The following is a 13008-nucleotide window of genomic DNA, read 5'->3' as shown; positions in this document are numbered from 1 at the left end:
CCCAGAATAGCCGAGGATCAGCGGCGAGGAAAACCGGGCGCGCCGGCACCGGAGGTCGTCAGACGAGTGAGTCCTTCCACGCCGCGTGCAGCGTCGCGAATCGCCCCGAGCCGCCGATGAGCTCGGAGGGGGTGCCATCCTCGACGATGCGCCCGTCATGCACCACGAGGACGCGGTCGGCGATCGCGACGGTGGACAGGCGATGCGCGATGATCAGCGCCGTACGGTTGCCGAGGAGCTTCTGCAGGCCCTCCTGCACGAGGCGCTCGCTCGGGATGTCGAGGGACGACGTCGCCTCGTCGAGGATGAGGACCGCCGGATCCGCGAGGAACGCCCGCGCGAAGCTGATGAGCTGCCGCTGGCCCGCAGAGACACGACCGCCGCGTTTGTTCACGTCGGTGTCGAAGCCCTCCGGGAGCTCGAGGATGAACTCCTCGGCGCCGACGGCACGCGCCGCTGCGATGATCTCCTCCCGGCTGGCCTCGGGCTTTCCGAGCGCGATGTTGTCCGCCACCGACCCGCTGAACAGGAACGCCTCCTGCGTCTCCATGACGACGGCGCGGCGGAGGTCCGTCGACGCGAGGTCGCGGAGGTCCACGCCGTCGAGCGTGAGCCTGCCCTCCGAGACGTCGTAGAAGCGAGCGATGAGCTTCGCGAGCGTCGACTTGCCCGCGCCCGTCTGGCCCACCAGGGCGACGGTCTGGCCCGCCCGGATGGCGAGGTTCATGGTGGGCAGCACCACGGGCCCCTTGCCGTAGCGGAACTCGACGTCGTGGAACTCGACGGCACCGCGAGGGTCCGGCAGCGACACCGGGTTCTTGGGCGGGCGGACGGTGGGAACCTCCTCGAGCAGGCCGGAGACCTTCTCGAGTGCGGCCGCAGCCGACTGGAAGGAGTTGTAGAACATCGCCATCTGGTCCACGGGCTGGAAGAAGCGCTTGCCGTAGAGGAGCAGCGCGAGAAGGGCCCCTACCTCGAGGGTGCCGCCCAGCACCCTGAACCCGCCGACCATGAGCACCACGGCGACCGTCACGTTGCCGATCAGGACCAGCCCGGGCTGGAAGATCCCGTTCAGGTTGATGGAACGGACGGTGACCGTCCGGTAGTCCTCTGCCAGCTCGTCGTAGCGACGGGCGTTCACGGACTCGCGGCGGAACGCCTTCACGGCACGGATACCGGTCATGGTCTCGATGAAGTGCACGATCAGCTTCGCCGACACCACCCTCGACTCGCGGAAGGCGATCTGCGAGTGCCGCTGGTACCAGCGTGTCAGGAAGAACATCGGCACCGCGGCGGCCAGGATCAGGAAGCCCGTCCGCCAGTCGAGGGCGAAGATGGTGACCGCCGTGAAGATCATGAAGATGGCGCCCGAGGCGAGCGAGCTGACACCCGAATCGAGGAGCTCCCGGAGCGCCTCCAGGTCCGATGTCTGCCGGGAGATGATGCGGCCCGAGGTGTACTTCTCGTGGAACTCCAGGCTCAGCCGCTGCGTGTGCCGGAAGACGCGCACACGGAGGTCCAGGAGCATGGCCTGGCTCAGCTGTGCCGTCGCCCGGACATAGCCTGCGGTCAGGACCGAGGCGAGCACGGCCGCCAGGAGGTAGGTGCCACCGGCGACCCACAGCATGAGGGAGTCCCCAGCTATCAGGGCAGGCAGGGCGCGGTCGATGCCGAACGCGATAATGGCGGGACCGGCGACGCGCGCCGCCTGCGAGATGACCACCAGCAGGACGGTCCAGACGAACTGCCTGCGGTTCGGGCGGATGAGGGAGCCGAGGAGCTGGAAGGACCTCGAGCGGACGGACTTGCTCTGGGCGCGGTCGAGGAGGATCGCGTCCTCGTTGAGGACGCCGACGGACGGTCCTCCCTGGGGCTCCGTGCCGGTGTTCCTGTCCGGGACTCTCTTCCTCTTCCTGTCCTTCGGCGTCCTGCCGGTGGGCGTCGTGGTCCGGCTCATGCCAGTGCCTCCTCGTCGTCGAGCTCGGGTCGGACCGCGCGCCCGAGCTGGGCGATCTCCTCGTCGTCGAGGCTGGCGATGACGTACCGGTAGTGGTCGTTGCGGGCGAGGAGTTCGGAGTGCGTGCCGACGTCGGCGATGCGCCCGTCCTGCAGCAGGGCGACGCGATCCGCCAGCGCCACGGTGGACGGGCGGTGAGCCACGATCAGTGTGGTCGTCGAGCCGAGCACGGCGCGTAGCCCTTCCTCGACGCGTTCCTCGGTGGCGACGTCGAGGGCGGACAGGGGATCGTCGAGAACGAGGACCGTCGGTTGTGCCGCGATGGCCCGTGCCAGGGCGATCCGCTGGCGCTGACCGCCCGAAAGGCTGAGCCCCTCCTCCCCGATGAGCGTCTCGAGTCCCTCGGGCAGATCGTAGGCGAACTGTGCCTGCGCCACCTCGAGCGCTTCCGCCAGGATGCGATCCGCCTCGGCTCCCGTGGCGTCCGAACCCATGAGCACGTTGTCACGCACGGAGGTGGAGAAGAGCGTCGTGTCCTCGAAGGCCACGGCGACGAGGGTCCGCAAGTCCTCCAGGGTGAAGCTGCGCACGTCCACGCCGTCGATGGTGATGCCACCGCCCGTCACGTCGTACAGCCGGGGGACCAGCTGGAGCAGCGTGCTCTTGCCGCAGCCGGTGACTCCGACCAGGGCCATCGTCTCGCCGGCACGCAGCCGCAGGTCGATGCCGTTCAGCACGTCCCCGGCGTGGTCCTGTGCGTCGGGGTAGCGGAAGTGGACGGCTTCGAACACGACGTCGCCCCTGGCCGCTCCGAGATGGACGGGCGCCGCGGCATCGGTGATGGTGTTCTCGGAATCCATCACCTCGTAGTGCCGGTCGATGGCCGTCTTCGCCGTGAAGGTCATGGCGAGCAGGGGACCGATGAACTCGACCGGCCCGGCGACGGCTGCAGCCGTGGCGAAGAAGGCCACGAGTGCACCGATGGTCACGTCGCCGCTCGCAGCCAGGCTCACACCGACGACGAGCGAGGCCCCCAGGGCCAGCTCCGGCAGCAGGGTCACGATCATGGAGAAGTGGGCGAGCGATCTCGCCTTGAAGATCTCCGTCTGGCGCAACTCCTCGGCCTGCGCCTCGAAGTCCTCCAGGGCTTCGCGGCTGCGCCCGAATGCCTTGAGGACGCGGATGCCGTGTACCGACTCCTCGACCGTCGTCGCGAGGTCTCCGGTCTGGTCCTGGCTCTTGCGGGAAACGCGGCTGTAGGAGGTGCGGAAGCGGTACCCGTACACCATGAGGGGTACGGCGGCCGCGACGAAGATCAGGGCAAGGGCCCAGCTGGTGAAGAACATGATCACCACGCCCATCACCACGGTCAGCGACGTCACCACGAGCATGATCAGGCCGAAGGCCATCCATCGGCGCATGAGGTTGATGTCGCTCATTGCACGGGAGAGGAGCTGCCCGCTGCCCCAGCGATCGTGGAACTCGACCGTCAGGTTCTGCAGGTGGCGGTAGAAGGACGTGCGCATGTTCATCTCCACCGTCGTCGCCGGTGCGATGACGAACTGACGCCGCAGCGCCACGAAGACCGCCTCGAGGACACCGAGGACCAGCACGACGCCGGAAGCCACCCACACCGTGCGCGCCGAACCACCCTCGGCCAGCGCGTCATTGATGAGCACACGCAGCACCTGGGGGATGGCCAGTGCCATCATGCTCGCGCCGAGCGCGCAGAGCAGCCCCAGGATCAGGCGGGGGATGATCGGTTTGACATGCGGGTAGAGCCGGCCGAGCGATTGCCACAGTGTGTTCTGGTTCGTCATGCCGTCTCTTCGGTGAACGATGGTTGTTGGTGTCCCTTGGCAACCATGCTAGGACAGGAGGGCTGTATCGCCGACCACGACCGGGAAACCCGAAGAAGCAGAAACTACTGGCTAGCGGGAACTCCGGGGAGTAAGCGTCAGGAGCACTGCTTCGGGTCGGCAGGCGAACCGGACCGGAGCGAAGCGCGAAGTACCGATGCCCGCCGAGACGTTCAGGGGAACGCTTCGGCCCTCATGGTCCCACTGGGTCAGGCCCCGTGCCCGCCAAGTCGGCAGGTCGCAGTTGCTGAGGAGTGCGCCGTAGCCCGGGATGCAGACCTGGCCACCGTGCGTATGCCCCGCGAGCATGAGGTCCGCACCGCCGGCGGTGAAGTAGTCGAGGACGCGCTGGTAGGGAGCGTGCGCGACGGCGACCCGGATGTGCGGCGCCTCCGCCGAGGTGCTGCTGCCGGGAGGGTAGGACGCGTAGCGGTCCCGATCCAGGTGCGGGTCGTCCACTCCCGTGAAGTCAATCCGCATGTTCCGGAAGCCGATGGACTGTGACCTGTTGGTCAGGTCGACCCAACCGGCGGCACCGAAGGCGCTGAACATATCGGCCCACGGCAGGTCCTGCGCCGCGGATTCCTTCGGAGCGATCGATGGCCCCGCGAAGTACCTCAGGGGATTCTTTAACACCGGGGCGTAGTAGTCGTTGGAGCCCGGGACGAAGACCCCCGGAACCTTGAGGAGTGGTTCCAGCGCCTCGAGTAGTGGCCCCACGGCCTTCTTGTGGCTGAGGTTATCGCCCGTGTTGACCACCAGGTCGGGATTCAGGCTGGCCAGACTGTGGAGCCAGTCCGCCTTCGACTTCTGGCCGGGGACCATGTGGATGTCCGAGAGGTGCAGGATGCGCAGGGGAGCGGCGCCCGGAGGAAGGATGGGCAACGTCTCCTCCCGCACCTGGTACAGGGTGCGCTCGACAGCCGCGGCGTAGGCGAGGGTTGCGGCCGCGGTGGTCAGGGTGAGTCCTGCCGCCCAGCCGAGCGGTGCCCCGCTCCGGGATGTCTGAGTCGATGTCACGCTAGCCGTTTCCTCCGTTGCCGTTGTTGCCGCCGTCGCCGGCCGCTCCTCCAGTGGTACCACCGGTGGTGCCGCTAGTGCCAGTACCACCGGTGTTGGTGCCGGTACCCGGAGCGGCGGGAGACGTCTGCCTGCCGGGGTTGGTCGGCGTCGTGGTGCCGCGCTGTGCGCCGTTGATGACGCTCGCAGGGGGCGCAGCGAAGGGTGCACCGACGTACAGGCCCGGGATCTGCTGCATGAACTCCGCCCACGACGGTCCGGCGATCAGGGAGCCGTCGATCTCGGGGTACACCTGACCGCCGATCTGGAGGCCGCCCAGCGAACTGCCCGGTCCTTCCGCCTGCCAGTTGCCCACCCAGCTGGCCGTGACCATGTCGGAGTTGTAGCCCATGAACCAGGTCTGCGAGCGTTCGTCGTTGGTGCCGGTCTTGCCGGCCATGGGGATCCCTCCGTATTCCAGGAGCTGTCCCGAGCCGTCGGTCATGACGCGCTGCGTGGCGTAGTTGACGCCTCGTGCAACATCCTGGGAGATCTTCCGTTCGCAGGCGACGGCGGGGACCGGGTAGCTGGTCCCGTCGATCGCGGTCACCTCGGTCAGCGCGCGGGGCCGGCATACGACACCGTCATTGGCGAACCCCGAGTAGGCCGTCGCCATCGACATCGGAGCGGCCTCGCCGCCACCACCGATCAGTGCGGACGGCTGGAAGCCGAACGCCACTTCCTCGCCTTCGGCACTCTTGGCCTGATGGACGCCGAGGTCGTAGGCCATGTCCCGGATCCGGCACAGGTCCAGCTGCTTCGCGCTCGACATCGTGATGGTATTCAGCGACTGCGCGAGGCCGTCGAGGACGGAGGTGTACCGGTAGTTGATGTCGCCGTAGTTCTGCGGGGCGTACCCATCCTCTTCCTGGATCTGGAACTCACCGCCCTGCGCGCAACTAGCCCTCCACTCGTCACCCTGCCGATAGGTCTTCTTGGTGCCGTCGACCACCTGGTTGAGCGCCTTGCCACTCTCCACCCATGCGGCGACGGTAAACGGCTTGTAGGTGGAGCCGGGCTGGAATCCGCCGCCGCCGCCCAGGCTCTTCGTCGGGTCGCCGCCGTCGAACTGGTCGACGTTGAAGTTGAGGACCGTGTTGCCCTGGGCCACCTCGGGGTTGTATCGCGTGTTCTGCGCCATCGACAGGATGCTGCCGGTCTTGGGATCCAGGCTGATCATCGTGTGGCCTACCGCGCCGTCCGTCGTGTCCGGGTTGGCAGTCTCGTTGACGGCTGTCTGCGCGGCACCCTGGACGCGGGGGTCGAGGGTCGTCTTGATCGTGAGGCCGGAGCGGTACAGCACCTTCTCGCGGTCCTCCGTCGTCTCGCCGTACGCGGGGTCGTTCATGATGAGGTGGGTGACGTAGTCGCAGAAGTACGGTGCCTGTGCCGCGCCCACGCAGCCGTTCAGCGTCGGCGTGATAGCCAGGTCCAGTTCGGTGGCGACGGCGGCGTCGTGCTCCTCCTGCGTGATCTTGCCCCGGGTCAGCATGGCTCCGATGACGAGGTTGCGGCGCTGCAGCGATGCTTCGGGATTCAACTCGGGGCTGTAGAGCGTAGGGCCGTTCACCACGCCGGCGAGCAACGCGCTCTGCTGGATGTTGAGGTTCGCCGCGTCGACGTTGAAGAAGTATTTCGAGGCCGCCTGGACCCCGTAGCTCGTGCCGCTGAACTGGACGATGTTGAGGTAGCCCTCGAGGATCTCGTCCTTGCTCAGTTCCTTTTCCACCGCGATGGCGAGCTTCATCTCGCGGAGCTTGTCGCCCACCGTCTTGTCGCCGCTGAACACTGCGGTCTCGTTGTTCTGCAGCGCGGAGTCGATCAGGACGTTCGTGACGAACTGCTGCGTCAAGGTCGAGGCTCCCCGCTCGGTGCCGCTGGTGAGGTTGCTGGCGAGGGCGCCCATGATGCCCTCGACATCCACGCCGCCGTGATCGTAAAACCGGTAGTCCTCGATGGCGATCAGGGCGTCCTTCATGTAGGGCGACACCTGGTCGAGCGTGATGGGCTGCCGGTTCTCCTCGAACAGCGTCGCGATCAGCGATCCGTCCGCTGCCACGATCTTGGTGGGCTGGGCTAGCGCATCGCGCTCCAGCTCGGCAGGCAGTTCCTCGAAGAACTGGATGGAGGCGGAGGCTCCCGTGCCGGCGGCAGCAGCCACGGGGACGAGGAGACCTGCGGCGAGCACGCCGGCGAGTCCACTGATTCCGAGGAACGCAATGATCTTGCCGAGGGTGGTAGCCGTGTCGAACAGGGGGGATTTGCGCGCAGCCATTATTCCAGTTTACAAGCACGCGCTAGGCTTTCCTCATGACGAAATGGGAGTACTCCACGATTCCGCTCATCATCCATGCCACGAAGCAGATTCTGGACCAGTGGGGCGATGATGGATGGGAGCTCGTGCAGGTGGTTCCCGGACCGGACGGCAAGGGACTCGTCGCCTACCTGAAGAGGGAGAAGAACTAGCCTTGTCGGCTCAACTTCCCGCAGTTTCCGCCGTCGAGGCACGCCTGGCCGAGCGAGGAGTGACCCTACCCGGTGTCGTTCCTCCGCTGGCCGCCTACGTGCCGGCAGTGATCAGCGGCAACCTCGTGTACACCTCCGGGCAGCTGCCTCTGATTGACGGCAAACTCCCAGCTTCGGGCAAGGTCGGCGCTGCGGACGGCGGCGTCGACGCCGAGACGGCCACGGCCCTGGCTGCCACTTGTGCGGTGAACGCCCTCGCTGCGATCAAGAGCCAGATCGGCGACCTCGACCGCATCACCCGCATTGTCAAGGTCGTGGGGTTCGTTGCCTCCGACCCCTCCTTCACCGGTCAGCCCGGGGTCGTCAACGGAGCCTCCGAACTGCTCGGCGCCGTCCTCGGAGATGCCGGCGTCCACGCCCGTTCCGCCGTCGGCGTGGCCGTCCTCCCCCTCGACTCGCCCGTCGAGGTCGAGGTCATCGCGGAGTTCACCTAGGCCGTGGACCGTCTCAGCACCAGGCTGTTCCCCGTACATCCGGACCAGCGCACCGCGGCTCAGAGCTGGATAGAGCACGGGGACCGCACTCCCCTCAAGCCCAGGGCGGCGTCGTCGGTGGTCCTCCTCCGCGACACTGCGATCGGCACGGAGACCTACCTCTCCTACCGGCGCGGGCAGTCCCCGCTGGGGGTTCTCGGTTTCCCGGGCGGAAGCATCGAGGAGTCCGACGACGACGACATCAGCTGGTTCGGTCCTACGCCGTCGGTGTGGGCGAAGACCCTCGGCGTCGACGACCACCGCGTTGCCCGTCGGCATGTACTCTGCGCCATCCGTGAGCTGTTCGAGGAGACCGGTGTCCTGCTCGCAGGACCGGATGCGTCGTCCCTCGTGGAGGGAACGCAGGCCAAGGAATGGATGAAGGCCCGCGAAGCCATCAACGAGGGCGAGTGCCGGTTCACCGATATCCTCTCCCGCCGCGGACTCGGCGTGCGGACCGACCTCATCAAGCCCCTCTCGCACTGGCTGACCCCGGACTTCGCGCACCGTCGCTTCGACACCCATTACTTCGCCGCAGCCCAGCCCGTGAACCAGGAACCGAGCATCCTCGGAAGCAAGGGCGTCTGGGGACAGTGGCGCTGGGCCGCCAAGGAGGTCGCGGACCGCGACACCACGAAGCTGGGGGACGAGGTGGGCCAGCCGAACACGGTGGGTCGCACCCTCAGTGAACTCGCGGTACCAGCGGTCGAGATCATCCTCGAGAAGATCGGGTCCTCCCGGGGCTGCATCGCGTACCTCTCGCACAAGCGCCCGGTGAAGCTCTACCACCCCGAGCTGTCGGAGCACGACGGCGACCTGATGCTGCAGGTCGAGTGCCCCAAGCTCACCGAGGGCGGCTCGGTCCAGCGGGGCCGCTGACGCCCGCCTGATCGCAGCAGGAAGAAGGCACCTGCCGTTCGGCAGGTGCCTTCTTCATGCGACGGCTCGGATCAGCGGCTGCGCTGGCGCAGCCGCTGGATGTCGAGGATGACGACGGCGCGCGCCTCGAGGCGCAGCCAGCCGCGCTGGACGAACTCCGCGAGGGCCTTGTTGACCGTCTCCCGTGATGCGCCGACGAGCTGCGCCAGTTCCTCCTGCGTGAGTTCGTGGGCGACGAGGATGCCGTCGGTGGCAGGGCGGCCGAACCGATCGGCGAGGTCGAGCAGCGCCTTGGCGACACGCCCCGGGACGTCGGAGAAGACGAGATCGGCGAGGGACTCGTTGGTGCGGCGCAGGCGGCGGGCGAGGGCCTGGAGGAGCTGGGCCGAGACCTCGGGCCGGGTCTCGAGGAGGGTGCGGAGGTTCTCGTTCTTCAGGCCGGCCAGGCGCGTCTCGGACACCGCCGTCGCCGTCGCCGTCCGGGGGCTCGGATCGAAGAGTGCCATCTCGCCGAACAGTTCGCCGGGGCCGAGGATGGCCAGGAGGTTCTCGCGACCGTCCTGCGCCGTGCGACCCAGCTTGATCTTGCCGGAGACGATGAAGTACAGCTGGTCGCCCTGGTCGCCCTCGCGGAAGACCGACGAACCGCGGGGGAGGTCCACTTCGATCAGCTCGTCCGTGAGTGCGGCGAAGACATCGTCTCCCAGTGATGCGAAGAGGGGCGCCCGGCGCAGTACCTCGATGTCCATGAATTCTCCTGATGCGTCTGTCGTGCGTCGATCCGCGGCGGTCTCCGCTGTCTTCCCCTGTCCATCTTGCCGTACCGGAGCGGATGTGACGACTGATACACGCTGCGTCCGGCGCATTCGGGTCCCCGGGGGTCGAGGGATCGGTCCTCCCACGCTCCTCACATCCTGCACAGCTAGAATCGCTCGCAGTGTAGGGAGGTTCGCGTTTCTCCCGCTGTCCATAGCAAGGGGAGAACCTACGTGCCCGAAATCAGCTTCGCGGAGTTCACGCTCCTCGATCTCGTCCTGCTGGTGGTGCTGCTCGGTTACCTCGTGACCGGTATCCGCAACGGCTTCCTGGTCACCCTTGGCGGTATCGCCGGCTTCGTGGCGGGCGCGGTCGCGGCCTTCTTCGCGATTCCGCTCGTCAGCGGCTGGGTCCCCGACAACCCGTGGCGACTCATCGCGGTCATCGCCACGGTCGTTGTGCTGATCATTCTCGGACAGGCCGTCGGTTCGGCTCTCGGCGCGTCCATCCGCCGCTGGTCGGACTTCCCGCCGCTCCGGATCATCGACCGGATCCTCGGCGGTGTGGTGAACGTGGTCGTCGCCGCCCTGGTCCTTTCGATGCTCGCATTCAGCGTCGGGACCCTCGGCGTCCCGTTCCTGTCCCAGCAGCTCGCGGCCTCCCAGGTGATCCGCGGCATCGATACCGTGACGCCCGGACCGGTCCGTACCTGGATGGCCGAGCTGCGCACGATCGCCGTCGACGACGGCATCCCCACGATCCTGGCGACCGTCGGACCGGTGGCGCCCGCCGAAGTGCCCGATGCTTCGGTCGACACCCCCGAACTGGCCGCCGCTGCTGCCTCGGTGGTCCGCATCACGGGGACGGCCTTCCAGTGCGGGCAGAACCAGACCGGTTCCGGCTTCGTCGTCGCCCCTGGGCGTGTGGTCACCAACGCGCACGTCGTCGCCGGTGTCGATGAGCCCGTGGTCGAGGTCCCCGGCGGAGGAGCCCTGCCCGGGAGGGTGGTGCAGCTCGACACCGACCGCGACATCGCGGTGATCGCGGTCGACGGATTGCAGGCCGCCCCGCTACCTCTCGGCGAGGAGCTCGACACCGGCGCGACGGCGGCCTTCGCGGGATACCCCGCCGGTGGTCCGTACCGGATCCAGCCGGCAAGCGTCCAGAGCCTCTCGCCCGTCCTGGTCAAGAACATCTACGGCGCGGATCCACAGCCGCTCGAGGTCTACAGCCTCGCCGCCGATGTGCAGCAGGGGAACTCGGGCGGGCCGCTGCTGGATCTGCAGGGTCGCGTCGCCGGCGTCGTGTTCGCCAAGTCGACTGCGAACGCCCCTGTCGGCTATGCGCTGTCGCTGGCTGAGCTGCGTCCCATCGCGGAGAGCGCGCCGGGCCTGGACGACGCCGTCTCTGCCGGGCAGTGCGCGCGCGGGTAGGTCCATAGCCACTCGATGGACTGCTGGGGAGGACCGGTGCGTGCGTGCACCGTGTCCGTGCTCTGTCCTCCGATGTCGGGGGTATTTCGCGCTCGTGACAACCGCGCACCGGACTGTGCGTGATGCCAAATCGTGACCATGGAAGCCCGGGAAATACCGATCACGGTCGTCCTGGAAGTTAGGCTCGTCACACGGATCAGCGCGTTCGCGCTGTGGTCCCCATGGATACCGGTAGATCCGGTAGGAATCACTCGTTCACCAGGGAGCAACACATGTCCAACCGAGGCACATCCGTGCGCGGCGCGGGTTTCACAAGAAAACGCGCTGCGCTCACAGCAGGAATGTCCATCGCAGCTCTCCTCCTCACGGGCTGCGTTCAGAGCCAGCGCGAGGAGGACACCGCGGCCGAGGGCGATACCGCGGTCGACTCCACCTTCGTCTTCGCTGCGTCCTCCGATCCGAAGTCGCTCGATCCTGCCTTCGCCAGCGACGGTGAGTCCTTCCGCGTCAGCCGCCAGATCTTCGAGGGCCTCGTGGGCGTCGAAGCAGGCACCGCTGATCCGGCACCACTGCTCGCCGAGTCGTGGGAGACCGCCGAGGACGGACTGTCCACGGTCTTCCAGCTCAAGGAAGGCGTGACCTTCCACGACGGCACCCCGTTCGACGCGGAGGCCGTCTGCTTCAACTTCGACCGCTGGTACAACTGGACCGGCATTCAGCAGGCCGAGACGACGTCGTACTACTACGGCTCGCTGTTCCGTGGCTTCGCCGACAGCCCCGAGAACGCCGTCTACGAGTCCTGCGAGGCCAACAGTGACAACGAAGTCACCGTCAACCTCGCCAAGCCGTTCGCCGGATTCATCGCAGCGCTGTCCCTGCCGGCCTTCGCCATGCAGAGCCCGACGGCGCTCGAGCAGTACTCGGCCGACGACATCGGCGGCACCGCCGAAGCCCCCTCGCTGAGCGAGTACGCCCTCGGCCACCCCGTGGGCACCGGTCCGTTCAAGTTCGACTCGTGGGACGTCGGGCAGCAGCTCGAGGTCTCGATCTACGACGACTACTGGGGCGACAAGGGCCAGATCACCAACACGATCTTCCGCATCATCGACGACCCGCAGGCACGCCGCCAGGCACTCGAGGCCGGTGACATCGACGGCTACGACCTCGTTGCACCCGCCGACACGCAGTCCCTGAAGGACGCCGGCTACAACATCACCCCGCGTGACCCGTTCACCATCCTCTACCTCGGTATGAACCAGGCCATCCCCGAGCTCAAGGACCCGAAGGTCCGCGAGGCCATCGCCCACGCAATCGACAAGGATGCGCTCGTGGCGCAGACCCTGCCCGAGGGCACGAAGGTCGCCACGCAGTTCATCCCCGACGTCGTCGACGGCTACAACGAGGACGTCACGACGTACGACTACGACCCGACCCGTGCGAAGGAACTGCTGGCCGAGGCCGGCTACCCGGATGGCTTCGAGGTCACGTTTAACTACCCGACGAACGTCTCACGCCCGTACATGCCGACTCCCGAGCAGGTCTTCACCAACCTGCAGGCGCAGCTCGGCGAAGTGGGTATCACGGTCAACCCGGCTCCCGCGGCCTGGTCGCCCGACTACCTCAACCAGGTCCAGGGCACCCCGGACCACGGCCTGCACCTTCTCGGGTGGACCGGCGACTACAACGACACCGACAACTTCATCGGCGTCTTCTTCGGTCAGGAGAAGCTGGAGTTCGGCTTCGACAACCCTGAGCTGTTCGCGGCCCTCGACGAGGCACGCGGCGTCAGTGACCGCGACCAGCAGACGGAGCTGTACAAGGACATCAACGAGCAGATCGCCGAGTTCAACCCGGCCATCCCGCTCGCCCACCCCGCTCCATCGCTGGCGTTCGCGCCCCGTGTCACCTCCTACCCGGCGAGCCCCGTCAACGACGAGGTCTTCACCGCGATCGAGCTGAGCGAGTAGCAGCACCACGCTGCACGGGCCGGCCACTGATCCCGGTGGCCGGCCCGTGCTGTTCGACCCGTGTCCGGCTCCCGCCGGTCGACCCGGAAGGATCCCTGA

At 67.2% G+C, this 13008-nt stretch carries 10 protein-coding genes; 5 read left to right on the top strand and 5 right to left on the bottom strand.

What is annotated here, in order from left to right; genetic code table 11:
- Positions 1–58: 58 nt before the first annotated feature.
- The 4 genes from D6T63_RS01935 to D6T63_RS01920 all read right to left on the bottom strand — a co-directional run bounded on the left by D6T63_RS01935 (position 59) and on the right by D6T63_RS01920 (position 7150).
- The gene (locus D6T63_RS01935; protein WP_120147321.1) at positions 59–1957 is read right to left on the bottom strand and encodes an ABC transporter ATP-binding protein; all 1899 of its coding nucleotides are present in this window, start codon (positions 1955–1957) and stop codon (positions 59–61) included.
- Positions 1954–3777 carry an ABC transporter ATP-binding protein gene (locus D6T63_RS01930; protein ID WP_120147320.1) on the bottom strand — a complete coding sequence of 608 codons (1824 nt, stop codon included), beginning with the start codon at positions 3775–3777 and terminating at the stop codon, positions 1954–1956. The genes D6T63_RS01935 and D6T63_RS01930 overlap by 4 nt, the downstream gene beginning before the upstream one ends.
- A gap of 111 nt (positions 3778–3888) precedes the next feature.
- Entirely contained in the window at positions 3889–4836 is a 948-nt protein-coding gene (locus tag D6T63_RS01925; protein ID WP_120147319.1) for a metallophosphoesterase, read from the bottom strand.
- 1 nt (position 4837) lies between these two features.
- Positions 4838–7150, bottom strand: coding sequence for a transglycosylase domain-containing protein (locus tag D6T63_RS01920; protein WP_120147318.1), 2313 nt, complete (start codon positions 7148–7150; stop codon positions 4838–4840).
- 35 nt (positions 7151–7185) lie between these two features.
- Here D6T63_RS01920 and D6T63_RS01915 point away from each other — a divergent pair, with 35 nt between their 5' ends.
- The 3 genes from D6T63_RS01915 to D6T63_RS01905 are packed head-to-tail and all read left to right on the top strand — an operon-like array spanning position 7186 to position 8753.
- Positions 7186–7341 carry a DUF4177 domain-containing protein gene (locus D6T63_RS01915; RefSeq protein ID WP_120147317.1) on the top strand — a complete coding sequence of 52 codons (156 nt, stop codon included), beginning with the start codon at positions 7186–7188 and terminating at the stop codon, positions 7339–7341.
- 2 nt (positions 7342–7343) lie between these two features.
- On the top strand, positions 7344–7835 hold the full coding sequence (locus D6T63_RS01910; RefSeq protein ID WP_235830493.1) for a RidA family protein: 492 nt from the start codon (positions 7344–7346) through the stop codon (positions 7833–7835).
- A 3-nt stretch (positions 7836–7838) separates the two neighbouring features.
- The gene (locus tag D6T63_RS01905) at positions 7839–8753 is read left to right on the top strand and encodes an NUDIX hydrolase (RefSeq protein ID WP_120147315.1); all 915 of its coding nucleotides are present in this window, start codon (positions 7839–7841) and stop codon (positions 8751–8753) included.
- 71 nt (positions 8754–8824) lie between these two features.
- On the opposite strand, the gene D6T63_RS01900 is transcribed toward D6T63_RS01905, so the two are convergent.
- On the bottom strand, positions 8825–9502 hold the full coding sequence (locus D6T63_RS01900; RefSeq protein ID WP_087028341.1) for a Crp/Fnr family transcriptional regulator: 678 nt from the start codon (positions 9500–9502) through the stop codon (positions 8825–8827).
- Positions 9503–9742: 240 nt separating this feature from the next.
- Here D6T63_RS01900 and D6T63_RS01895 point away from each other — a divergent pair, with 240 nt between their 5' ends.
- Together D6T63_RS01895 and D6T63_RS01890 are read left to right on the top strand one after the other, a co-directional pair.
- A complete protein-coding gene (locus tag D6T63_RS01895; protein ID WP_235830492.1) occupies positions 9743–10942 on the top strand; it encodes a MarP family serine protease in 1200 nt (399 codons plus the stop codon).
- 272 nt (positions 10943–11214) lie between these two features.
- Entirely contained in the window at positions 11215–12909 is a 1695-nt protein-coding gene (locus D6T63_RS01890; RefSeq protein WP_120147314.1) for an ABC transporter substrate-binding protein, read from the top strand.
- The last annotated feature ends 99 nt before the right edge of the window (positions 12910–13008 follow it).

The organism is Arthrobacter cheniae, from assembly GCF_003602275.1.
GTDB lineage: Bacteria > Actinomycetota > Actinomycetes > Actinomycetales > Micrococcaceae > Arthrobacter_D > Arthrobacter_D cheniae.
The sequence above is the reverse complement of the archived record's forward strand: the minus strand, read 5'-3'. Positions and strand labels throughout refer to the sequence as shown.